The 21,797-nt window shown below is 69.3% G+C and carries 21 protein-coding genes; 7 read left to right on the top strand and 14 right to left on the bottom strand.

Going from position 1 to position 21,797, the window contains the following annotated elements; translation table 11 throughout:
- Nucleotides 1-22: 22 nt before the first annotated feature.
- The 13 genes from ACFUJY_RS00700 to ACFUJY_RS00640 all read right to left on the bottom strand — a co-directional run bounded on the left by ACFUJY_RS00700 (nucleotide 23) and on the right by ACFUJY_RS00640 (nucleotide 11,734).
- A complete protein-coding gene (locus tag ACFUJY_RS00700) occupies nucleotides 23-688 on the bottom strand; it encodes a hypothetical protein (RefSeq protein WP_354824963.1) in 666 nt (221 codons plus the stop codon).
- A 91-nt stretch (nucleotides 689-779) separates the two neighbouring features.
- Nucleotides 780-1,505: a hypothetical protein gene (locus ACFUJY_RS00695; RefSeq protein ID WP_383292455.1), complete on the bottom strand. Its 726-nt coding sequence runs from the start codon at nucleotides 1,503-1,505 to the stop codon at nucleotides 780-782.
- 158 nt (nucleotides 1,506-1,663) lie between these two features.
- The gene (locus tag ACFUJY_RS00690; RefSeq protein ID WP_200717982.1) at nucleotides 1,664-2,161 is read right to left on the bottom strand and encodes a hypothetical protein; all 498 of its coding nucleotides are present in this window, start codon (nucleotides 2,159-2,161) and stop codon (nucleotides 1,664-1,666) included.
- Nucleotides 2,162-2,186: 25 nt separating this feature from the next.
- A complete protein-coding gene (locus ACFUJY_RS00685; protein ID WP_383292453.1) occupies nucleotides 2,187-2,948 on the bottom strand; it encodes a hypothetical protein in 762 nt (253 codons plus the stop codon).
- A gap of 97 nt (nucleotides 2,949-3,045) precedes the next feature.
- Nucleotides 3,046-3,609, bottom strand: coding sequence for a hypothetical protein (locus ACFUJY_RS00680; protein WP_383292450.1), 564 nt, complete (start codon nucleotides 3,607-3,609; stop codon nucleotides 3,046-3,048).
- Between the two features lie 129 nt (nucleotides 3,610-3,738).
- Nucleotides 3,739-4,434, bottom strand: coding sequence for a hypothetical protein (locus tag ACFUJY_RS00675; RefSeq protein WP_383292447.1), 696 nt, complete (start codon nucleotides 4,432-4,434; stop codon nucleotides 3,739-3,741).
- 32 nt (nucleotides 4,435-4,466) lie between these two features.
- The gene (locus ACFUJY_RS00670; protein WP_383292444.1) at nucleotides 4,467-5,972 is read right to left on the bottom strand and encodes an ATP-binding protein; all 1,506 of its coding nucleotides are present in this window, start codon (nucleotides 5,970-5,972) and stop codon (nucleotides 4,467-4,469) included.
- Between the two features lie 26 nt (nucleotides 5,973-5,998).
- Nucleotides 5,999-6,451 carry a DUF6238 family protein gene (locus ACFUJY_RS00665; protein WP_383292442.1) on the bottom strand — a complete coding sequence of 151 codons (453 nt, stop codon included), beginning with the start codon at nucleotides 6,449-6,451 and terminating at the stop codon, nucleotides 5,999-6,001.
- Nucleotides 6,452-6,476: 25 nt separating this feature from the next.
- The gene (locus ACFUJY_RS00660) at nucleotides 6,477-7,943 is read right to left on the bottom strand and encodes an SCO6880 family protein (RefSeq protein WP_383292439.1); all 1,467 of its coding nucleotides are present in this window, start codon (nucleotides 7,941-7,943) and stop codon (nucleotides 6,477-6,479) included.
- 130 nt (nucleotides 7,944-8,073) lie between these two features.
- Nucleotides 8,074-9,483 carry an ATP-binding protein gene (locus ACFUJY_RS00655; RefSeq protein WP_363202051.1) on the bottom strand — a complete coding sequence of 470 codons (1,410 nt, stop codon included), beginning with the start codon at nucleotides 9,481-9,483 and terminating at the stop codon, nucleotides 8,074-8,076.
- Nucleotides 9,484-9,511: 28 nt separating this feature from the next.
- Nucleotides 9,512-10,192, bottom strand: a complete 681-nt coding sequence (locus ACFUJY_RS00650) for a hypothetical protein (RefSeq protein WP_383292436.1) — start codon at nucleotides 10,190-10,192, stop codon at nucleotides 9,512-9,514.
- Nucleotides 10,192-10,500: a DUF6112 family protein gene (locus ACFUJY_RS00645; RefSeq protein ID WP_011029048.1), complete on the bottom strand. Its 309-nt coding sequence runs from the start codon at nucleotides 10,498-10,500 to the stop codon at nucleotides 10,192-10,194. Before ACFUJY_RS00645 ends, ACFUJY_RS00650 begins: the two co-directional genes overlap by 1 nt.
- Before the next feature lie 88 nt (nucleotides 10,501-10,588).
- The gene (locus ACFUJY_RS00640) at nucleotides 10,589-11,734 is read right to left on the bottom strand and encodes a C40 family peptidase (protein WP_376639657.1); all 1,146 of its coding nucleotides are present in this window, start codon (nucleotides 11,732-11,734) and stop codon (nucleotides 10,589-10,591) included.
- Nucleotides 11,735-12,313: 579 nt separating this feature from the next.
- Here ACFUJY_RS00640 and ACFUJY_RS00635 point away from each other — a divergent pair.
- Entirely contained in the window at nucleotides 12,314-13,060 is a 747-nt protein-coding gene (locus ACFUJY_RS00635) for a DNA-methyltransferase (protein WP_383292434.1), read from the top strand.
- Between the two features lie 99 nt (nucleotides 13,061-13,159).
- Here ACFUJY_RS00635 and ACFUJY_RS00630 read toward each other — a convergent pair whose 3' ends face one another.
- On the bottom strand, nucleotides 13,160-14,095 hold the full coding sequence (locus ACFUJY_RS00630) for a DUF5655 domain-containing protein (RefSeq protein ID WP_383292432.1): 936 nt from the start codon (nucleotides 14,093-14,095) through the stop codon (nucleotides 13,160-13,162).
- A 301-nt stretch (nucleotides 14,096-14,396) separates the two neighbouring features.
- On the opposite strand from ACFUJY_RS00630, the gene ACFUJY_RS00625 reads away from it, so the two are divergent.
- The 6 genes from ACFUJY_RS00625 to ACFUJY_RS00600 all read left to right on the top strand — a co-directional run bounded on the left by ACFUJY_RS00625 (nucleotide 14,397) and on the right by ACFUJY_RS00600 (nucleotide 21,796).
- On the top strand, nucleotides 14,397-14,915 hold the full coding sequence (locus tag ACFUJY_RS00625; RefSeq protein WP_383292429.1) for a SixA phosphatase family protein: 519 nt from the start codon (nucleotides 14,397-14,399) through the stop codon (nucleotides 14,913-14,915).
- A gap of 368 nt (nucleotides 14,916-15,283) precedes the next feature.
- Nucleotides 15,284-16,174, top strand: a complete 891-nt coding sequence (locus tag ACFUJY_RS00620) for a hypothetical protein (RefSeq protein WP_383292427.1) — start codon at nucleotides 15,284-15,286, stop codon at nucleotides 16,172-16,174.
- 320 nt (nucleotides 16,175-16,494) lie between these two features.
- Nucleotides 16,495-16,752, top strand: a complete 258-nt coding sequence (locus tag ACFUJY_RS00615; RefSeq protein ID WP_383292425.1) for a hypothetical protein — start codon at nucleotides 16,495-16,497, stop codon at nucleotides 16,750-16,752.
- Nucleotides 16,753-17,890: 1,138 nt separating this feature from the next.
- On the top strand, nucleotides 17,891-19,009 hold the full coding sequence (locus tag ACFUJY_RS00610; protein WP_383292422.1) for a hypothetical protein: 1,119 nt from the start codon (nucleotides 17,891-17,893) through the stop codon (nucleotides 19,007-19,009).
- Nucleotides 19,010-19,736: 727 nt separating this feature from the next.
- A complete protein-coding gene (locus tag ACFUJY_RS00605; protein WP_383293840.1) occupies nucleotides 19,737-20,693 on the top strand; it encodes a UDP-glucuronic acid decarboxylase family protein in 957 nt (318 codons plus the stop codon).
- Complete coding sequence (locus tag ACFUJY_RS00600; RefSeq protein ID WP_383292419.1) at nucleotides 20,690-21,796, top strand: DegT/DnrJ/EryC1/StrS family aminotransferase; 1,107 nt, start codon at nucleotides 20,690-20,692, stop codon at nucleotides 21,794-21,796. Before ACFUJY_RS00605 ends, ACFUJY_RS00600 begins: the two co-directional genes overlap by 4 nt.
- The last annotated feature ends 1 nt before the right edge of the window (nucleotide 21,797 follow it).

The following is a 21,797-nucleotide window of genomic DNA, read 5'->3' as shown; positions in this document are numbered from 1 at the left end:
TGGACGTCTGAGGTGGAACGATTCAGCGGGGTCGGCCGGCGGAACGAGGCGCGGGCGGAGGTGCTGCGGTGGCCGGCGGGCTGCCGGTCGACGGCGATGTTCCGGCGTGCGGCGACGAGGCGCGGGCCGCCCGCTGCCGGTCTGAATCGACGTTCTGGGCAGCGGACGGCACAGGAGCAGCCTCGGCACCGAGGACATCGTCGAGCAACTCCCGGCTGCGCAAGACGTTGACCATCTGATGGTGCCGGGGGTCCGTGCGCTCTGCGGGACAGGCAGCGAGACCGTCCTCGGCGACTTCCAACTGCTCACGGACGTCTTGGAGCATCCCGTACGCGGCTGCCAGTCGGGTCCACGTCTCGAAAGTCGGATTGTGATGCGGGTCGTCGAAGTCGAGACGGGCGCGAGTCCAGTCGGCGGCAGAGGCGACGAGTTCGGTCAGCTCGGGCAGAGCCCCGACCAGTGCGCCGTTGACCTCCTCGATGATGCCCGCCACCTCATCGGGCGAGGCGTCCTCGTGGAGGCGAGAAATCATCCCGCGAACCGAGTACGGATCGGCGGAAGCGCTGGGCAGGCGCCTGACCTGCAGCGGCTTGTCGGAGCCCGGTGCCGCGCTGCGGTGGGCGAGCCGGATGTTGTGCTGCATGGCCGCACCGACGGCCTCGCCGATGCTGGAGTAGTACTCGGGCACGTTTGCCTCTTCGGGTGAGTGGTCCTTGACGGGTGAGTCGAGCGGGGGCGCGCGACGTACTGGAGGCCGACGGCGGAGAGGGCGGCCGGGGTCACCGTCGGGGGGGTGAGGCGCGTGGTGGGTGACCCGTCGCAGAGCAAGGCGCCGACGGGGAACTGGACGCCGAGGAGACCTTGGCCTGGTTCGCCGCAGGAGAAGTGGCGAGAGCGGCACCACGGTGATCACGGGCGGTCGGTGCTGGGGAGTAGCTCGTCGAAGCGGCGCCGACGCGGCGTAGCTCGGCCTCGGAGTCGACGAGTTCGGACTGGGCCGAGCTGACGAACTCCGAGGCGAAGCCGAACCGGTCGGCGAGCGCATACGCGTCGTCGTCCAGGTCGTTGACCTGTTCTCCCGCTGCTTCCAGCGCCTCCCGGACACGCTCCAGCGCACCGTGCTCGGGGTGAAGGAGGTGGTCGACTGCCCGCTGAAGGCTGGCTCCGTCTTCGGCCGCACGGATCTGGTCCGTGATGCTGAGGAGTTCGGCTCCGGCGGCGTAGGGCCCCAGCGCATGCACCGGAGGGCTCATCCGGGCCGTGTCGAGGGACGGCGGAAGGGTGACGTCATAGCGAGCAGCTCGAAGCATCTCGGCCGCGTGGCTGGCGATGGCGACCTGGTCGGCGAGCGGAGTGGTGGTGGGCAGGCGATGGCGTCGGCCGTGCCAGTCGTCGATCTGCTTGAAACCGGCGTGACGGAGGAGCTGCGCGGAGAGGTCATCAGTAGCGCCCTTGGCAACGACGCTGCCGCTGAACTCGGACGTGATGGTGATCGAGGTAGGCACGGAAGTCTCCGGGGCAGAGGGAGCGAAGGACCCGTTGGAGGTGGGCCAGTGGGCAGAGCGTCCGGCAAATCCGGGGTTTGGTCCGGCCGAGATTCGCTGGTAGAGGCCGCACGGTGGCGGTCAGCCGGGTGCCCCGCCGCAGCAGGGCACCCGGTCGGTCAGAAGAAGGGATTCTCTGTCGGCCGGTCGGCCCCGGTGGCGGCTCGGAGCAGTTCGGTGAGGTCTTCGGGCTCGGACGACCTCTGGTCTATCCACCACCCGGCACGGGTCACCGTACGGGCGTTCTCCTCGATCTCCGCCCACTCCGCTTCGCTGGTTGTGCCTTCGGTGACCAGTGCGGTGTAGGCGTTGGTCAGGATCTGGTGACGACAGCGCACGCCCCAGGGAACGGCCCGCTCGGTTCCCTCCAGGGGAGGCATCCGGTACTGCTCGGACCAGGCTTCGGACGCCGTCTGCTCCTCGGCGCGCTTCGCTTTGAGCCAGGCGGCCTTGTCCTGCTCGTCGCCCTCGTTCGAGGCGCGCCAGCAGTCCGTGCACTCCTGCCTGGCGAGCCACTCGGCGAAGCCGGCGCGTCGGTCAGCCGGTCGGTCGGACAGGTCGCGGTCGGCATGGTGACCGCAGGTGTGGTCGATAGGCCAGATCGTCTTCACTGCCATGGAAGGGCCTCCTTGAGGAGTCGGATCAGCGGTCGCGGGAGTACGCGACGCGGGGGTCAACCGGCCGGACCGCCGGTGTGGAGACGGCGGCGGGGACCGGCGCCCTGCCCGGGATTCCGGCACGGGCCGGGCTGGCGGCGAGTGCGGCGGCGCTCAACGGAGACGCGCGGGCGGGACCACGACCGCGCTCACGGCCGGTGGTCGGCGTGGCAGCAGGGCGGGGCCGAGCCGTCACCTCCTGAGCGAGGCGGGGCTGCACTGCGACCTGGAGCCCCGAACGGTGCAGGGCCACCGTGGCGGCGGCGACTTTCTCCAGCGCCTCGACGCGATCGGTGGTCGCGGGGAGCGTGTAGATGTCCAGGCTCGAGTTGTGCCGCCAGCCGTCCTCCACCAGCGCCAGCCCGCTGAGGCCGGAGACACGGTCGTCGAAGGCTGCGACGATGCCGAGCTGCGGGTGATCGGCGAAGGCGACGTCTGGTTCACCGAGCGGACCGCGGTCGCGTACCTGTGCCGTTTCGGGCGCCAGCGCAGGGTCAAGGGCGACGTCCACGTCGACCTGGTAGCCGGCCTTGCGCAGCAGCTCGATGGCCCGGCTCGTACGGCCGTGTCCGTCACGGTTCTGGTCGGCTAGCGCGTACAACGTCGGCTGGTCGGGGACGGGATGGAAGTCGAATCCCCTGAGCATCCAGGTGCTGGCCGCGAGGTTCTTCGGGTTCGCGGCGACGATGCCGTGGACGGGGTGGTGGCCGAAGGCCAGGTCGGGCAGCACGTCGTAGTGGCTGGGCATGGCAGATCCATCCGAGGCGGGTGCGGTTACAGGTGCGGGCGACGGGCGGATCAGTTCTGAGGGTGCGGTGCACGGAGGACTCCTGGATCGCGGTCGGTCAGAGCCGGGGAGCGGATGAGGAACTGGCCGGCGGCGGCGCGGCCCGCGCGGAAGACTCCGGCGGCGGACCGGTCGGGAGCACGCGCTGGCCGACCGACGGCGAAGAGGCGAGAGCGACCCTCGCCCGGGATGGAGCGGAGTCGGGCGGGAGCACGGTGGCGGCGCGCGCCTCGCCGGAACGTTCCTGCTCCTGGCGTGTCGGTACGCCAAGCTGGTCCAGGCGGGCGTCGACAGCGGAGAGGAGATCCGGCACGCTGCCGCCGTGACGCGCATGCGGACCGTCCGGCTCGGAGTCGTAGATCACCTCGTAGACGGCGGGCTCGGCGGACCGGTGCCGGGTGACCATCCAGCTTTCCGGGGTCTCGGGGTGCTCGGAGGGTGGCTCCTGCGGGGGCGAGATGATCAGCGAACTGCCGTCGGGAAGCTCGGCGTGGACGATGTAGTCGCTGAGGCCGTACTCGACGGTGCCCTCCAGGCCGCGCTGCCCGAGCGCGGAACAGAGGGCAGCCTGAATGCGACGCGGATCGGACACGGCGGTCGGGAGCGAGGTTTCGAGGTGCATGGAGTTCTCCGTTGCGAACGTCCCGCCGCACGGCGGGAGCCGACGGGGCGTGGAGCTTGAAGGAGCGCGGTGGACCACGAGGATCTGGTGATCGGGCAGTTTGGCGCTGCCGTGACTGCGTGCTAGGGATCACCGCGAGCGACCGGGAGCCGGCGGTTGCGATGCCGGCGGGAGCTGGGGCGAAGCAGGTGATCCGGCAGGGGCGTTGTGCGTCGAGCGGGTCAGGGCGACGCGAGCCCGCTCGGTCTGCGCCGGCCGTTCGGTGTCCGCTCGGTGAGCGAGGTATTCGCCGACGCGCACCAACGCCGGTCCCTTGGAGCCGAGTTCGTGTGAGTAGTGCCAGCCTTCGGTGTTGCGGTGCTCCTCGGCATGCTCCTTGTAGAGGTGGAGCACGCTCGGCTGCGAACCGTCCATAAGCGCCATGACGTCGGCCCATTCGTGCCGCAGTTCCTCCGCCCGGAACAGGATGGTGTCGATCCCGCGTATCCGACGGAGGTCGTCACTGATCGGCCCCTCGACGTAGTCGGGGCCGTCGGCGGCGGCGCGGACCCCGGCCAGCACCTCGGGTCCGTGGTCGAGGAACACCTCGGCGTGCTTCCACGCTTCGGCGTCCCGCTTGACCTTCCCGTCCCCGTAGACCTTGTCGTCCAGCGGCCAGCCGTCCGCGTCGCAGAGGGAGTCCGAAACCGCGTCCCAGGCGTCGCACGCCTCGTTGATCCCGGCGGCGGCCGAGGCCAGTGCCGGGAGGTGCCGTCGCCACGCCAAAGGGTCGGTGGCCTGCGACGGCTGGTTGTCACCGGAGGAAGGAGTGGAAGAAGCAGACATGATCGATTCCCGTTGCTGTGCTGGTCGTTGGGCTAGGCGGCCATGCGGGCGTCTGTGTCGAACAGCTCCCGCTCGGCCGGGTGGAGGATGTGCTGGGTGATGAACGAGCGGCCTGCGACCTTCCACAGACCTCGGCCCTTGGTCAGGGCGGACACCGCCTGGGTCTCGACGCCGGTCAGGCCGAGCAGAGAGGCAGCGGCGGCGAGCTGGTCGGGCTCCTGGCGGTAGATGATGCGCGTGCTGCAGTCCGCGAGGAGCCCCTCGGCCAGGACCCGGCCGCGTGAACCGGCGTCGCCCGCCGAGAGCAAGTCGCTGAGCCGGTGGATCACCATCAGGTTCGCGATGCCCAGCCCTCGGGAGAGCTTCCACTGGCTCTGCATCCGCTCCAGCAGCCCGACGTGCCGCATCAGCCGCCACGCCTCGTCGTAGATCACCCAGCGCCGACCACCATCGGGATCACTGAGGGCTGACTCCATCCACGCGCTCGCGCACGTCATCGCGAGCACCAGTGCCGTGTCGTCACCGGAGCCGCCGAGACGGGAGAGATCGATGGACAGCATCGGTGTGGTCGGGTCGAACGACACGGTGCTCGGCGCGTCGAACATGCCGCTCAAGTCGCCGTGCACGAGCCGTCGCAGGGCGTGGGCGAGGTCCTGGGCGGCTGAACCGAGGTGCCCCGCCTGGTGGCCGAGGGCGTGGTCGAGGCGTTCGGGGGAGCCGAGTACGTGCGCGATCTCGCCGAGCAGCGGCACCGTGCCCCGGGCGACGGCGTCAGCGACGACCAGATCCAGGGCCAGGTCGAGGGCGGTGTGCTCCATCGGCAGCAGGTCGCGCTTCAGCACGGTGCGGGCGAGGCTGGCCAGCAGCAGCAGACGGCGCTTGCGAACCTCCGTGAACCAGTCCTCCTCGCTCACGGAGGCGGGACGGGCCGGAGCGTCCAGCGGGTTCAACCGGCCGGGGAGCCCCGGGCCCAGGGCGATGCTGTAGCCGCCGAGGGCATGCGAAACGCCGGTCCACTCCCCCTTGGGATCGCAGGGGATGTAGATCCGGTAGCCGTGGGCGATCGACCGGGTGGCGATCGACTTCGCCAGCGCCGACTTGCCCATGCCGATGATCCCGGCCAGGACCGCGTTGGGGTTGGTGAAGCCCTCCACCCTGCCGCTGTTGTAGAGCGAGAACGGGTCGAAGCAGAAGGCCGCCTCCGCGTGCACATCGCGGCCGATGAACACCCCTTCGGCGCCCAGGCCGCCCTCGGCGACGAACGGGTACGCGCCGCTGGCTGTGGCGGTGGTCATCCGGTGGGCGGGCAGGGCGAGCTTGCCGCCGCGGGCGGAGGCCGGACCGGGACGACCGGCGGGCGGGTAGGTGGGCCGCAGATCCGGGTCGAGGGTCTGCTCGGCGCGGTGCTTGGGCGGGTTTCCGGCGAGGCGTGCCTGGCGGCGGGCTTCGGTGAAACCGGCTCGGGCGGCTCGCTGTTCGGCGCGTGTCGTCTTACGGGGCACGAACAGGGGGGAGGCGCTGGCGCGGGTACGGGGCATGAGCGTTTCTCCAGATGAGGGGTGGGTCAGCGGCGGACGAGGCCGGTGAACGGTGCGTGCAGGTCGGCCGGGGTGGTGCGCCGCCGGACGAGATGAGCGGTGCGCTGGTGGCGCTGGCAGATGGTCAGTTCCGGTGCTCCCTCCGGAAGGTTGGCCTGGCACGCCTCTGGTGCGGGGATCTCGCCGGAGTCCGGCCGGGGCGCCGCGTGGTAGGCGGCGTGGAGGTGCTCGGCGGCCTGCCAGATGCGGGTGCGGGCGGTACGGAGCTGGTCGCCCTCGACCGCGACGAGCTGCCCGGTGCGACCGGTGTGGGCGTCGAGCAGCCCGTACAGCGAGACGAGGTGGGCGTGCAGGGCGTCCAGCTCGGCCCGGGTGGTGACCAGCGGGCCGCCCGGGATGTTGAGCGCCCGGTGGAAGTCGAGCGCGGCGGTGGCGAAGGGCACGAAGTCCTGCGCGGTCGGGCTGGCGGTGCGGGACATGAGGGTGCTCTTTCGAAGGGAAGGGTCAGGCAGCGAGCGCGAGCGGCAGGGCGGCGGCGGTGAACGCCTCGGCCTGCTGCCAGGTCAGCGGCCTCAGATCGAGCTGGGCGCCGACAGCGGCGGTCTCCACGACGGCGCAGGCGGTGCGCAGCTCGTCCTCGGTGTCGGCCGAGACGGTCAGCAGACCGGTCAGGGCGACGTCGGCGTGCCCGGCGATGAGCTGGCGTTCGCGGGACTTGATGTCCTGGTACTCGATCGAGTCCGCCTCGGAGTCGACCTGGCCGCGCCGGGCCCGTTCGGCGGCGTCGGCGATCACGCTGGACTTCTTGCGCTGCACGTCGCGCAGGGCGGCGTCGAGGTTCTTCGGCTCGTAGGAGAGCGACAGCGTGCGCCGCACCCCGCCGGTGAACAGGAGCTGGTGCAGGAAGCCGGCGCTGGTCTCGGTGCGCGGCCAGTTCTCCACCCAGTAGGTGGCGTGCACGGCGGAGTCGGTTGCGATGTGGTCCGCCTTCTCGACGACCACGACGGGGCCGGCGGCGGCGGGCTCGGCCTCGGGGCGACCGGCCGTGGACCAGCGGTCGAGTGTCGCCAGCGCCTTCGGGTCGTAGGAGGTGCGCACCACGGCGGCGATCTCGCGGGCGGTGAGCCAGCCCGTCGGGGTGAGACCGGCGGTCCGCGCCGCCTGGTCGAACGTGGAGGTGAGCTGGGCGAGGACGCTGAAGGCACCGGTGAGACCGCCGCCAGCCTGGTTGATCAGCCGACGGGCCGCCTTGGTGTCCAGGGACACCGCGACGTACGCCTCGTGCGGGGCGGCTGCGGGACCGGCGCTCTGGATCAGCTCGTTGTAGATCGCGCCGGCCATCGGGGTGTCGGGGCGGCCGTGCTCTTCCCAGTAGCGGCGCAGCGCGTCGCCGGAGTCGGGGACGGTGCGCTCGATCACCTGGATGCGGGCGATCTGCCCGGTACGGGCGAGAGCTGCCAGCGCGCGTCCCCAGCCGCCGACGTTGGCCTGCTGGGTGCCGGGGTCGAGCAGGGCGTAGGCGCGGGAGGAGACCTTGACCACCGCGGTCAGCGTCCCGGTGTGCGGGTTGTGGACGGCGCCGTACTTGCCGTCGGGAGCAGTGGTCACGCGCAGGCTGGCAGCGGTGCCGGGAAGGTGGAGCAGGCCCTCGCGGGTCGGCCGGCGAGAGGGCCGGGTGAGCCAGACGAGCTGGCCTCGCATCCGGCGCAGCGCGTACCGGACGACGATCGGGGCCCAGTCCGCCAGAGCACGGCCTCGGTGGCGGACGAAGACGAGCAGGGCGATCACGGCCCACAGCGGGATGAGCTGGAGGGCGCCGACCACACCGCGGGCGAGGATCACGGCGAGAAGGAGAAGGCCGGTGAGCCCGGCGACGGCCAACTGCGGGACGGACAGGCCGAGCAGGACGCCGCGCCTGCTGCGGTGCGGGAACTTCACGGTGGGCGTGGAGGACTGGTGCTTGCCGGACATGGTGGTTCCAGACGGTGAGAGCGGGCGGAGGACGGGGCGCGCGGCGCTCTTCTGGACGTCATGGCGAAACCTTCCTGCTGGTGGGGGCGGGGGCGGGCCGTGGAGTGCGGCCCGCCCCCGGGGATGTGGGTCAGGAACCCGACGGCGGCTGGGTGGGATACACCCAGTTCGTCGGCGTCGCGGAGCCGGTGGCCGACGGACCGGACCCGGAAGCCGGAGTGCCCGAGGCCGAAGGTCCGGGGTCGGCCGGCGGCATGGAGGTCATGTCGCCGCCCGGAGCCGATGCGGCTGCGAGGTGACCGGAGCCGCCCGCAACGCCTTGGGCAGCCGATTCGGACCCTTCCGGTTCGTCCTCGCCAGGACGTGTGATCAGCGGCGGGATCCCGGGACGCTGGATCAGAGCCCGGCCCTTGTCGCCGCTCGCGTCCGGGTCTTCGCCGTACCGGAAGCGGGTCTGCTGCTTGGGCGGCCCGGCGTCGATGCCCTCCTTGCTGAGGTTGCCGCCGGAGGGGTTGATGCCGGAGGCGACGCCATCGGTGCCCGCGCCGGGGACCTGGTTCGGACCCTGCGGAGCGGGGGCGCCGGTACCGGCCCGCAGCGCGAGGCTGCCTGCGGTCTTCGCGGCTCCTGCGGCGACCGCCATGCCGGCGACACCGGTGCGGTGCATGTCGTCGTGGCCGCCGCCGTCGCTGGCCCAGTGGACGAACTTGTACGTCGCGTAGGGGCAGAGCAACACCAGGACCATCACGACGATGCCGGCCATCGCGTCGGACAGGGCCGCCATTCCGTCGCTGGCGTCGGTCTTGCCCATGGCGGAGACGCCGATGAGGAAGACCACGGTCATCAACAGCTTGGAGACGATCAGGGTGCCGGTGGCCTCGATCCAGCCGCGCCGCCACCGTTTGGCGACTTCCCAGCCGCCGCCCGCCCCGGCGAACACCGCGAGCGCGACCATGATCAGGACGCCGACCTTGCGGGCCACCATCACGCCCCAGTAGAGGAAGGCCCCGATCGCGCACCCGAAGGCCACCAGCGCGGGCACACCCCAGCCGAGGCCGTACATGGCCCCCATCTGATCAACCTTGATCACACGACGGATCGCGTCGTCGATCGAGGTGTTGGCGGCTTTGAAGAGGCCGTCGGACAGCGCGTCCACCACGGTGATGGCGACGGTCGTGAAAGCGATGGCGGAGAAGCTGAACAGGACTCCGGTCATGGTGCCGAACGCCGCCTTGGCGAGGGCACGTTCGTCTCGGCGCCAGGCCGCGGTCATGAGCTGGATGCAGAAGATGCCGACGGTCAGGGCGAGGCCGATGGGCAGCAGCAGCTCGTAGTTGTCGCGGAACCACCCGGCGTTGAGGTCGATGGCCGTCGTCTTGTTGACGGCCTTGGCGGCAAGGTCGGCCGCGCTGGACGCCAGCTCGCCCGCCGACTTCGCGATCCACGCGCCGAGACCGTCGGTGACGGTGCCGGCGGGGTTGGTGGCGAAGTCGACAGCGCCGCACACCTTGTCCATCAGCGGGAAGTCGCAGACTCCCATGGGTCGTACCTCCGTTCTGGGGCGAGGGTCAGGGCGCGACGGACGGCATGACGCCGACCAGGGCGCAGGAGTGGTTGGGCCGGCACTGGACCGCGAGGGTGGTGGACCGGCTCTCCGCGCCGCCGGCAGCCGAGCCCTTCCAGCGAATCGACTGCTTGCCGGAGACCGTGACGGCGTAGACGTACGCCTGGGTGATCGCCCCGGGGTCGTCCTGGAGGGCCTGGGTGAAGGCGTGCGGGAAGTGCCCCTCGTTGATCTTGGCGGTGGCGACCTGCTTGTTGGCCGCCATCTCCTTCCACAGCACGGCCGAGGGGACCGCCTGGTCGACGGAGGCCGGGTCGGCGTACTTCGACTCCGTGGTCAGCCAGCCGCGCAGCGCCTTGCGCAGCTCGGGCTGCGCGTACGCACGGGTGTCGTACGACCACAGCGCTGCGGCGGCGGCCTTCCCGTACGTGATCGGGTCGTGGGTTTTCGGCGGAACGGGCAGAGCGCGGGGCCGGGTGTGCGGCCCGGACGGCGCCGCGGTCGACGAGGATGCCGTGGGCGAACTCGGCGGTGGCGCCGCAGTATCGGAGGGGCTTCGGCCCTCGCGGGTGAGGTAGGCGGCCAGGCCGGCGAGGGCGACGAGCACCGCCAGGACGGCAGTGCCGAGCAGCGCCCGGCGGCGCACGCGAGATGCGCCGCCGGGGTGGGTGGAGTGCTGAGCCATCAGTGGACCTGCGTCCCGAGCGTCGAGAAGAACGCCACTACACCGTTGGCCGCACCGAGCAGCAGGGCCGCGCCCGCGCTGACCAGCACGCCCTTCTTCCCGTTCGCCTCGGCCTGGTGACCACCGGAGTGGTGACCCCAGGCCCACACGCCCGCACTGACGGCGAGGGCTCCGACCACGGCGATGAGTCCGAACAAGTTGATCGAGCCCATCACCTGCTTGAGGACGTTGAGGCCAGGGAGCCCGCCCTCGTTGGGCTTGATTCCGGGGTCGTAGGCGAGCTGTATGACCTGTTCAGCGAGATACACGGGAACTCCAGTTCGAATGAGCGCACGCCAAAGCCCGGAGGGGCGAACCAGCGGTGCGAGGGGAGGTGAGGAGGGGGAGGAGCGCCGGTCAGACGACTCGGCGGGCCGCGAGAATCCGCGATTTCCAGGACGCGACGGTGGTGATCCGTACGACGTCACCGGTGTGCGGGGCGTGGACGATCAGGCCCTGCCCGATCGCCATCCCGACGTGTTCCGGTACGGCGGCCGTCCCCTCGGTGAAGAGGAGGTCGCCCGGCTTGAGGGCATCGACCGAGACGGCCTTGCCGTCCTTGACCTGCGTGTACGTGGTCCGCGTCAGGGTGACCCCGGCGGCCTTGTACGCGCCCTGCATCAGGGAGGAGCAGTCGCAGCGGCCCATCGGGTTCTTGCCGTGGGAGTCGGTGCACGTGCCGCCCCACTGATACGGGGTGCCGAGCTGGCCGAGCGCCCACCGGATCGCCGTCTGTACCTTCGGCGGCGCGGAGGCGGGAATCTTGTACTCGTCCGGCAGGGCGCCCGCCGGGATGGTGCCGAAGTCCGTCCCGTCGCCGTCCGCCGAACAACCCCCCGCGGAATCGGGAGAGGGGCTGCCGGTGTCGGCAGAGCCGGACGGCGACGGGCTCGGCGATGCGCCGCCGGCCTTCTGCAGCAGGGGCTCGATGGCCTTCTGCAGGGCGGTGGCCAGCGGCTCCCATTTGGCGTACGCCTCCGGGAAGCCCGACTTCTGTACCGCCTGCGCGGCCTGGGTGACAGAGAGGGACTGCCAGCCGGAGACCTTCTTGAGCCCCTCGTAGAACTTCGTCGAGGCGTGCACCGGGTCGAGGATCTGGCTGGCTGTGCCCCAGCCCATCGACGGCCGCTGCTGGAAGAGGCCCAGCGAATCGCGGTCGCCGTAGGTCAGGTTCCGCAGGCCGCTCTCCTGCAGCGCGGTCGCCAGGGCGACGACCTGCCCTCGGGCGGGGAGGTTCATCGCGACACCCGTGGCCTGGATCGTCTTGGCGTTGGGCACTTGGTCGGCTGGCGCGTCCAGACCCGGTACGGAGACCGAGCCCTTGTCGCCGCCGTCCAGGATGGCCTTCACCTGCTTGGCGACGGCGGAGGCGTCCACACCCTGTGCACTGTCGGTCGAGCACGAGGCCGAGGCGGTCCCGGCGCCGATGCCGAGGATCGGCAGTGCCAGCAGGAGCGGTCCGGTGGCGCACAGACCGACGAGGGCTCCCGTCGTCTTCTTCACGGCCGCCGCCGTTCAGCGCGACGGCGGTGCGGACCAGACGACGGAGGTGGGTCGGGGCGCGGGTGTGTCAGGGCATGCTGCATCGCAGCGGCTCCTCGGTGTTCGAAGGAGACGCGGTGCCGACCTCTCGTGCAAAGCCGTCGGCACCGCGCCGATGTGCATCCGCCTCTCGGCGGGCCCGCGTCAGAGGAGTTGGTAGCTCCAGGACGCCGGTTTCAGGTCACGCGCGGCAGCCAGCCGCGCTCGTAATCTCAGGCAATGCACAGGAGCCTCCTCACGGCACTCGCGGACGATGGGCAACATGCCTCCGACGCTGCTCGATTGGACGAGACAGCACGGATAAGCACAGCTCAACGGGGGTGGAGCAGTGCTCCTTCCCGGTGGCACGGCGAGACAGTAGACCGGGATTCCGGCCGCGCCAAACGACTGCCATTCAGGGGCCCGAAGCAGGGAGCCACCTCGTTAGGCGCGGCCGGAATTCGCCGTTAACCTCCGCTGCAACCTCGCACCGGATGCACGCCGTTGAGCGCTGTCCGGAGCAGGTCCAGACTCCGCCGCGCCCGAAGAGAGGCCCTCCCCATGAGCTACACGCTGCACCGAGGCGACGCCCTGATCGTCCTGAAGTCCCTCCCGGACGAGAGCGTCCAGGCGGTGATCACCGATCCGCCGTACAACTCCGGGGGCCGCACCAGCTCCGACCGGACCGGCCGTACCGCACGTGCCAAGTACGTCACGAGCAACTCGGCGCACGACCTCGCCAACTTCCCGGGTGAGAACCGTGACCAGCGCTCCTACCGCTCCTGGCTCACCGAACTGCTCACCGAGGCGTACCGGGCCTCGACCGAGCACGCGGTCGCGATGGTCTTCACCGACTGGCGACAGGAGCCGACCACCTCCGACGCCCTGCAGATGGCGGGATGGACCTGGAGCGGCACGATTCCGTGGATCAAGCCGTCCAGCCGGCCCCGCAAGGGCGGGCCGAAGCAGGACTCGGAGTTCATCATCTGGGGCGTCAAGGGCTCCCTCGACAACACCCGCGATCTCTACCTGCCCGGCCACTACATCGCCTCCCAGCCCCGCAAGGGCCGGGTTCACATCACCCAGAAGCCGGTCGAGGTCATGCAGCAGCTCGTCCAGGTCTGCCCCGAGGGCGGCACCGTCCTCGACCCGTTCACCGGCAGCGGCTCCACCGGGGTCGCGGCCCTGCGCGAGGGACGCCGCTTCGTGGGCGTCGAGCTGTCCGCGCACTACGCCGACGTCGCGGAGGAGCGGCTGCGGGCCGAACTGACGAAGGACGACTTCGAGCTGGCCGGACCGGAGGCATGAGCGTGAGAGCGAAGAGAGGCCAGGGCCGGCGGCCCACAGACGCCAAAGGGGCGGCTGGAGCATCGACTAACCGATGCACCAGCCGCCCCTCCTGTTACGTCAGGCCGCCTCGAACGCCCGCCGGATCAGCGGCGCCGCCTTCTCCAAGTCGGCTGCCGAGACGACGCGCACCTCCAAGTCGCCGGTCCCGAGGTGCCCGATACCGCGCATGTCCCGGGTGAAGCCCTCCTCCAACTCGACCGTGTCCGGGTCGAGTCTGAGGTACACCAGTATCGCCTCGTGCTTCGGACGGAAGATCACCGACGCCACGTTCACCAACCGCCGATAGGCGATGTAGTGCCGCAGGGACGCCACCTCCACCTCGCCCCATGCCGTGAGCGCCTCGTCCAGTTCCGCGTACAGGTCCCGCAGGCACTCCGGCACCGCTCCTCCACCCGCAGGCGGAGAGACCACCGAAGCCGTCGGCACGCTGTCCACGACGGGGGCCCGCTCCCGGCCCCGGCGAGGCGAGGCAGCGCTCGGGAAGCCGGTCGCGGAGTCCACGAGCAGCAGCCCCAGCAGGCCACCGTCGAAGATCCGGTAGCGCACCAGGTCAATCCGCTCGGGCAACCTCTGCACCGCCACCCGGTCGTGGTGCGAGAAGCCCGCCGCGACGCAGATCATCCGCGGACGACGCCAGTCGACGGACTCGGCCACCTCCGCCCCCAGCACCTTCCGCACGAGCGCCTCGAACTCGTGGTGCGCCGACTCCAGCCAGGACAGGTAGGAGACAGCCTGGGACATCACCCCGCTGTCCGAGCCCTTCTTGAACTCGATCACCACCGGGCTGCCGTTCTCATCGAGCCCCAGGGTGTCGATCCGCCCCCGGTGCCAAGGCCCGGTCGGATACTCCGAGGCCAGGAAACGGACGCCCAGCATCTGCTCCAGGCCGGCCTCGACCCGCCGCTGCAGCTCCACCTCCAGCGCAACCGTCGAGCCGGCCAGCTCGACATCCCGTCCCTCCGCGTCCTGCCGGAACATCATCAGCTCAGCCACCAGCGCCCCCTCCCGCGATCTCTGCAAGGAAGCCAATCGAACGAACGCCCTGGTTATTCCACCTCTAGTGTGCGCCGGACCATCTGGTGGGGCTGGTTCACGCTGAGGGTGTCCTCTGTCATCCGATCTTGACCGATTGACACGTGCCATTGACCCGCGGGGGGTGTTGCGTCAGATGAGGCTTCCCCTAGCGACTCGTGATCCGAGCTCTTTCGGATGATGGGAGCGAGTTCTGTCCTTGTTGGAGGGTGGGCTTCATTAGCGTCGAATCGACCGGGTTGTCGCATGGAGGGAGAGCGCCGTGTCCACGGATCCGACGCGCAGGATCGTGCTCGTTCGTCACGCCAAGTCGGAGGAGAACGACGGGGACGATCACGAGCGTCCGCTGTCGCATCAGGGTCGGAAGGAGGCCCCGGAGACCGGTCGATGGCTCGTCGGCAGCGGCGCCACCCCCGATCTCGCCGTCGTGTCGACCGCGGCGTGCACCAAGGAGACCTGGAAACTCATCGTTCCCGAACTCGCCGAGCGTCCCCGGACCGTTTACGAGGAGCGCCTGTACGAGGCCAGCGTCGGTGAGATCATCGCTGTCCTCAACGAGACCTCGGAGGACGTGGCCGAACTCGTGGTGGTCGGCCACAACCCCGGTCTACAGGGTCTGGCTGAGGCGCTCGCGGGTGAGGCCGAAGGCGATCTCATGTCTCGCATGAACCGCTCGGGCTTCCCCAACAGCGCAGTCGCCATCCTCACCTTCACCGGCTCCTGGAAGTCGGTCGAGGAAGGCATCGCCCGTCTCACCGCGTTCCGGGCTCCGAACGCCTGACCGCCAAGAGGTACGGTCGCTCATTCGCAATCGGGCACTCGCGAGCGGCCGTACCTCCTGGCGAACAAGGGTGCGTGCCATCGCTTCGCCACGGTCGGTCAAGATCGCTTGCTAATCGGTCAAGATTATCTGTCAGGGGACAGTGTCCTGTGCCAACGAACCTTGAGCTCGTGCCATCGAAGTCTGAGCGATGCTGGTCCCCTCGGCCCCCAGCGCGGCGCTCCGAGGCGCGCGTCGAGTCGGGCTCGACCTTGGACTCCGGGCACTCGATCGGGTGGCGCCCGGGCCCCGCTCGCGCCGCGAACCCGGCCCTATTGTTCACACGTAACGTAACGACTCGTGCCACTTCGTAACCGATTGGGGCTTTCATGGGATACCCGCGCAAGCGCAGCTTCATGATCTTCTCCGACGAGAACGCACCGACAGAGGTGAAGGAGCTGGACCCGCAGAAGGTGGCTGAGATCGAGGCGACCCACCAGGAGGAGAAGAAGCGGCGCGTCGACGAGCAGATCCTGACCTACCTCACGCCGCAGCGAAACAAGGGGGACAGGGGGCCCCGCATCGGGTTCGACCCCGCCGCGCAGGAGAAGGGGCGGGAGACGGCGAAGGTGCACGCGGCCGGCTCCGAGGGGGAGCGTCTCCGCCGGATCGTGGCGCGGGTCCAGGACGCCGCCGGTGACGAGGAGGCGTTCAAGGAGTTCGTGCGCACCGACCGGGAGGTCAGCGAGCAGGGCAACGAGTCCCTGCGGAAGTTCGCGTGGAGCGTCTTCGAGATCGAGACGTCCAAAGCCGAGCTGCCCGACACCCGCTACCGTCCCCGGCGGTCCTCCGAGACCACAGTGCGCTTCAAGGACGGCGGCCGCCTGGGCATCCGGGAGGTCGCTCCCACTGCGCGGTGGGACGAGAGCAAGGGCGAGCACGTCCTGCTGACCGAGGGCGAGCGGTGGCACGGCCAGGGCACCACGTTGTGGGTGAGGGTCGCCGACGGGGCGTGGTCCAAGGATGGTGACTGGGGCGGCTACCTCCAGGTCACCTGTGCTACCGAGAAGGGTAAATGGCTCGACTCGAAGAACGGCTGGCTCACCCCGATCGCCTCCAAGGCCGAACCGGTCACCTTCTACGACATGGGCAACTACTACGAGATCTGGCAGAAGGACCGCGAAACCGGCCGGCCCCTGATGCTCTGGGACGACGGCCTGCGGTTCCACAAGGATGCTCAGCCCGGCAAGTTCAACCTGGCCGATTCCGCCTGGGACTGACCCCGCACCATCCCCTCCGGACCTCCGGGGCGGACACGCCGGGGCGACGGCCGCCGAAGTGGCAAGACTGCCGGCGCCTGTCGCCCCAGCTCGACTGACGACTTCACCGGACCAGACGCAGGCCACCTCCGTGCAGCTCCTGGAGGCGGCACTGGCTCCTGAGCAGGCGTGATCAAACTTCGATGACACAAAGTCGCGTCCGTCAAAGTTCGGTGGCACGAGACCAAAGATCGGTGGCACGGGACACACGCTGAGGGGTAGCGGAAGACGCCTGCGTGGCCGATTGCCCTTGTAATCGAACATCCGATCTAATAGTTGCTATGCGCCCGTACGACTTCCCCCCTGACCTCCTACGTGACCAGACCGCCTGGTACAGCACCTACCGGCAGCTCGCGGATGGTTCCTCGGCCGCCAGCCCGACCGAAGGCCGCCGCCGTCTGCTGGAGCTGTCGGCCCGGATCGCCGACCACCCGTTCTGGAGAGGATCGGAAGGAACCCCGGCTGCCCGGATGGAACTGAAGGAGCTGGCCCAGCGCAACGTCCACAGCGCGACCCCGGCCGCCCGGCGGGCGGGGTGATCGACGGCCAGCGCGCACGATGGCCAGGCATGGAAACCGACTGCGGGGTGGAGCGCATGCGCAGCGCGCCGGTCGTCGTCCATCGTCCCTCGGCGGTGGGCGGCCGGCGGGTCACGGTTTACCGCTGAGGCCGTGACGAGATCCTGGGCACCGCCTACTCCGACCACGATCTGGTCGTCTTCCTCGAAGCGCTCGGCATCCCTGACCCCGACGGAGTCCTGAACGATCCGAAGTGGTTGGAGTGGCGCGACGACCCAGACCGCCTGTGGTCCACCGCGCCCGAGGGACGCTGACCCGATTCCGTACGAGGTCACCGTCCGCGTGCCGCACCACCCGCATCGGCCGGGTCGCGTCATCGCGCGAGGAGGTCGCCGAGAGCGTGAGCAGCAGTTGTGAGACTCTGACAAGCGCTTCGGTCGGAGGGCCACGTCGGTTCGGCTCGTCCCACATGCGCAACTGAATGGTCACTGGAAGCTGCCCGAAGGGGCGCTCCGGTGGACGGCCGGTGGACAGACGCCTTTGGACGAGCCAGTACGAGGCCGTACGGGGAAGACTGGCGCACATGGTCTGATTTGGGGAAACGTCATCAGGAAGCATGGCGCGGCACCACCCGGTACGATCGCTCTCGGTCTCGTAATGCGTAGGTCTCGGGTTCGAATCCCGAAGGCGGCTCGGATCAGCCCCAGGACTCACTCGCCGTGACCTGGGGCTTTTTCCTTTTCTCTGCCTCGCGCTGCAGGGCGGCTCGGCACCGGGACCGGTGCTGGGGGCCTGCTCGGGCCGGGGGCCATCGGCATCCACTGGGCGGTCATGCAGCCTGCCGGCAGCCCGCCGCCGGTGCAGGGCCCGGGAGTGTGGTTCGCGCCCTGCACCGAATGGGCTTGAATGAACTGGGCAGGCGGGGCGAGTGGGAACGTAAGTGCATTCTGTGGGTCAAGTCCGGACGACCGGAATCCATTCCTCCGGGCCGCAGTGGCAGTGGGCGACTCTCTATTGCCTGCGGCGGGCGCATCATCGACGCGGTGCTGCGGCTCCGGCACGCCCGGATCCAGCGCAATCGAAACGGCGCGTCTCCTCCCGCCCGCATCGGCTACTCTGCTGATCTTCCACAGAAAGCTACTGAGTCAGGAGACTTCCGATGACCCGAGCGCGCCCGTGGTCAAGCACTTTTTCTGCTACTGACTCCGTATGGTCCGAAATATGGCCACAGCTTATCGCTGCGGGCGAATTCGGTAGCGGCAGTGCGATATTCGAGGAACAGCTGAACCTTCTCGAAAAGGCCGGTGTATTCACCGCACTCGTCCCCGAGGAGTACGGGGGTTTCGAGATGGAGGGGCCCGCTGCCCTCGCCGTGATCGAGGACCTCGCCTACATCAACGGCACTCTGGGCTGGACCGCATGCGTCGGGGTGGCCGGAGGACTGTTCAGTTTCGAACTGCCGCCCGCTGGTGCGCACGAGATATGGTCTGGCTCGCATCCGCTGATTTCCTACGCGGGCGCCAACAGCGGAACTCTCACGCCCTCAGGGGATGGGTTCATCCTGTCCGGTTCCTGGGACATGGCGAGCGGAGTGACCCATGCCACCTGGGTGGCACTGGGCTGCACGGTGGAAGGCGGTCACCCCGCCGCGACCGCCGTCGCGCTCGTGCACCGCTCGGAATGTCAGCTCGGCTCGCCATGGGTTCCCGTGGGTCTGGCCGGAGCCAGTACCGCCCCCGTGTCGATAGACGCCGTCCCAGTACCGCGACAGCGGATAACATTCGACGTCACCGATGATCAAAGCAGTCACACCCGGCGGCGTTACCGCTTCCTGATCCCGAGGGCGATGGGTGCGGTGAGCCTGGGCATCGGATTCGCCTGTCTGGACTCCTTGGCCTCCCGGCACGTGCGGCCCGACGCCGAACAGATGAAGCACCAACTTCTGGGCCACTCCTACGCCCAGCTGCTCGCTGCGCGCAGTTTTCTGCATGAGGCCACCGCCGACGTTTGGCGTCGCGCGAGTCACGGGCAGGCCTCCGAACTGGAACCGAATGCCAGACAGCGGCTGGCCGCCACTCATGCGGCCCACGTCGCCAACCAGGTCGCCGACGCGGCATCGCGAATGGGCGGAATGGCCGCCATAACCCAGGGGACATCCACATCTGAGCGTTGGCTGGAGGCGCGTACCATTACCGCCAATATCACCGTGGGGGATCTGTACTACCGGGTTTACGGGGGTGTCGCGGCCGACGGACGAGCTCCTCTTTCGTGGCCCTAAGGGCTGTTCGCGCCGGGCATCGTGGGACAGCCCATAGCGCTGCAACCGCATCTCGAGGTGGCGCGGCACGCACACGTGCTATTGACGCGTTTCCGGCCCATCGATACCGAGGCCGTTCGCTCCCGTGGTCGTATCCGGGTCTGCAATGCGGTGCAACGGTCCGGGCCCGGACGTTTCGGGTTCTCTCCTATCTGCTCGTTCCCGGATGAGTAGGCCCTGTGCATTTCATGTGTGGATCGCCGTAAACCAGACATAGTTCCTCCGGCCCGTCCGCCGGCTCGTGGATGCGGCTTCGGTCGCGGACGGGGCGGGCGCCACCTGGCGGCGCCCGTGGCGGTCGGCTGCCCCGTGTGCTGCTTTGGTTCGAGTCGCCGCGCCGGAGCGTGAGTGACATTGCGTTTGCGATGGCAGGAAGAGGGAGCCCCTTGATTCCCTTGGTGCGATGGGATGTTGATGCGCTTCGCACGTCCGGGAGTGTGTGGACGACGCCCGGAGCCACGAGGCGACGGATAGTCAAGATGGCGCCCGAGCGGCACAGTTGCGGCAGTGACGGGGCAACCGGTGGTGTGAAGTACGTCGTTGACACCTCTTGAGAGCCAGTGCGATAGTCCGGAGGCATAGGCGGTGGCGCCGGAAGCGACGGGCGGGTTGAAGCCCGGGACGTCGATTCCCGCGTCACTTGTCGTCTGTTCAGCGTCTGTACTTAGGGGGATAGGTGCGGAGACGTATCGTCGTGGCCGGCGGAGCCGGCTTTCTTGGCTCTCATATGTGCCGCCGACTGCTGGCGGACGGATGTGAAGTCATCTGTCTGGACAATTTTTCGACAGGCAACGAAGCGAACGTCGCCGGCCTTTCCGCCCTGCCGGAGTTCAGTCTTCTCAGGCAGGACGTGAGCGAGCCCTTCGACATCGACGGCGACGTGCACGCCGTATTGCATTTCGCCTCGCCGGCGAGTCCGGTCGACTATCTCCGGCTTCCCCTGGAAACACTCCGTTCCGGGTCACTGGGCACGTTCAACACACTGGACCTGGCCGAGCGGAAGGGAGCGCGTTACCTCCTGGCCTCGACCAGTGAGGTGTACGGTGACCCGCTGATCCATCCGCAGCACGAGGGCTACTGGGGCAACGTCAACCCCATCGGGCCGCGCTCGGTGTACGACGAGGCGAAGCGGTTCGCCGAAGCAGCGGTGATGGCCTACCACCGCACCCGGGGCGTGGACACCGCGATCGCCCGCATCTTCAATACGTACGGCCCTCACATGCGCGCCCACGACGGTCGCGCGATCCCCACGTTCGTCCGGCAGGCGCTCGCGAACGAGCCGATCACCGTCGCCGGTACGGGGGCGCAGTCACGCTCCGTCTGCTATGTGTCCGATCTCGTGGAGGGGCTGGTCAGGCTGCTCGATTCGGGCAGCGCGGGCCCCGTCAATCTGGGCAACCCGCAGGAGATGACGGTTCTGGAGCTCGCCGAACTCGTGCGCCAGATCTGTGGTTCCGACACGACGATCACCTTTGTGGAGCGGCCCGAAGACGATCCCGAGCAGCGCCGGCCCGATATCTCCCGGGCCGCCGAACTTCTCGACTGGGCACCCGGGGTATCCGCGGAAGTGGGTCTGAAGGACACGGTCGCCTGGTTCGCCGAGCAGCATGGGCACGGCTCCGAGCGAATAGAGCGGCTCGGATGAGTATGCGCCCCGTAACCCTCCCGCCCGTCAAGGTGCCGCTGGCGCGGCCGAACCTCAGCGCACTCGAGCGCTCCTACGTACAGCAAGCACTCGAGGACGGATGGATCTCGGGGACGGGTGGCATCGTCAGCCGCTTCGAGGAAGGCTTGTCCACCCGGGTCGGGCGCCGGCACACGATCGCCGTCGCCAACGGGACTCTGGCTCTCGAACTCGCTCTGCGCGCCCTCGGTGTCGGACCGGGTGACGAGGTCATCGTCCCCGCCTTCACCTTCGCGGCCCCGGCGACCACCGTGCTCGCCGTGGGGGCCGTGCCGGTCCTGGTCGACATCGACCCGGAGACCTGGACGATCTCGCCACAGGCGGTGCGGGCCGCCCTGACAGGGCGTACCAAGGCGGTCATCGCCGTGGACGTGCTGGGGCACCCCGCGGATTACGACGCGCTGCGCGACATCGGCGTCCCGGTGATCCAGGACGCCGCCGAGGCACACGGCGCGCGGTACAAGGGCTCACTGGTCGGAGGGCAGGGCGACGCCTCCGTCTTCAGCTTTCACGCGAACAAGGCGATCACGACCGGTGAAGGCGGCAGCGTCGGCACCGACTCGGACGAACTCCTGTCAGTGATGCGCCTATTGGCCAATCACGGCATGACGCCGAAGAAGCCCTACGTCCATGAGGTCGTGGGCCGCAATTTCCGGATGACCAGCCTCACCGCCTCGCTGGGACTGGGACAGCTCGATCGGTGGGACGAGCTCATCGGAGCCCGGAGGGACGTCGCGCGCCGCTACACGGAGCGCATCGATGCGTCGGTCTACGCCCCTCGTCCGACCGCGTCCTGGGCCGAATATTCCTGCTGGTTGCACACCGTCACGACGACGGCGGAGCGGCGGCCCGCGGTCCTGGACCACCTGCGCTCGCGCGGTGTCGACGCCCGTGCCGTCTGGCCCCCACTGCACGAGCAACCGGTGCTCGCCCCTTACACCGCCGACTGCCCCGTCGCCCAGGAAATCGCCAGCCGGGCCTTCTGGCTCCCCACGTACGCCGGAATGCCCGACACCGACATCGACCTTGTGGCCGACGCTCTGGCCGAAGCGGTCAGGAAGTGAG

It is taken from the genome of Streptomyces sp. NPDC057249 (assembly GCF_042669245.1).
GTDB lineage: Bacteria > Actinomycetota > Actinomycetes > Streptomycetales > Streptomycetaceae > Streptomyces.
This window is presented reverse-complemented; position numbering and strand designations above follow the sequence as displayed.

Excerpts from the sequence above, each read along its gene's own strand:
- ACFUJY_RS00655 (WP_363202051.1), bottom strand. The coding sequence starts at position 9,483 with ATGGGAGTCTGCGACTTCCCGCTGATGGACAAGGTGTGCGGCGCTGTC.
- ACFUJY_RS00685 (WP_383292453.1), bottom strand. The coding sequence starts at position 2,948 with ATGCCCAGCCACTACGACGTGCTGCCCGACCTGGCCTTCGGCCACCAC.
- ACFUJY_RS00615 (WP_383292425.1), top strand. The coding sequence starts at position 16,495 with ATGCGCCCGTACGACTTCCCCCCTGACCTCCTACGTGACCAGACCGCC.
- ACFUJY_RS00620 (WP_383292427.1), top strand. The coding sequence starts at position 15,284 with ATGGGATACCCGCGCAAGCGCAGCTTCATGATCTTCTCCGACGAGAAC.
- ACFUJY_RS00670 (WP_383292444.1), bottom strand. The coding sequence starts at position 5,972 with ATGCCCCGTACCCGCGCCAGCGCCTCCCCCCTGTTCGTGCCCCGTAAG.
- ACFUJY_RS00600 (WP_383292419.1), top strand. The coding sequence starts at position 20,690 with ATGAGTATGCGCCCCGTAACCCTCCCGCCCGTCAAGGTGCCGCTGGCG.
- ACFUJY_RS00675 (WP_383292447.1), bottom strand. The coding sequence starts at position 4,434 with ATGTCTGCTTCTTCCACTCCTTCCTCCGGTGACAACCAGCCGTCGCAG.
- ACFUJY_RS00680 (WP_383292450.1), bottom strand. The coding sequence starts at position 3,609 with ATGCACCTCGAAACCTCGCTCCCGACCGCCGTGTCCGATCCGCGTCGC.
- ACFUJY_RS00690 (WP_200717982.1), bottom strand. The coding sequence starts at position 2,161 with ATGGCAGTGAAGACGATCTGGCCTATCGACCACACCTGCGGTCACCAT.
- ACFUJY_RS00665 (WP_383292442.1), bottom strand. The coding sequence starts at position 6,451 with ATGTCCCGCACCGCCAGCCCGACCGCGCAGGACTTCGTGCCCTTCGCC.
- ACFUJY_RS00650 (WP_383292436.1), bottom strand. The coding sequence starts at position 10,192 with ATGGCTCAGCACTCCACCCACCCCGGCGGCGCATCTCGCGTGCGCCGC.
- ACFUJY_RS00660 (WP_383292439.1), bottom strand. The coding sequence starts at position 7,943 with ATGTCCGGCAAGCACCAGTCCTCCACGCCCACCGTGAAGTTCCCGCAC.
- ACFUJY_RS00635 (WP_383292434.1), top strand. The coding sequence starts at position 12,314 with ATGAGCTACACGCTGCACCGAGGCGACGCCCTGATCGTCCTGAAGTCC.
- ACFUJY_RS00610 (WP_383292422.1), top strand. The coding sequence starts at position 17,891 with ATGACCCGAGCGCGCCCGTGGTCAAGCACTTTTTCTGCTACTGACTCC.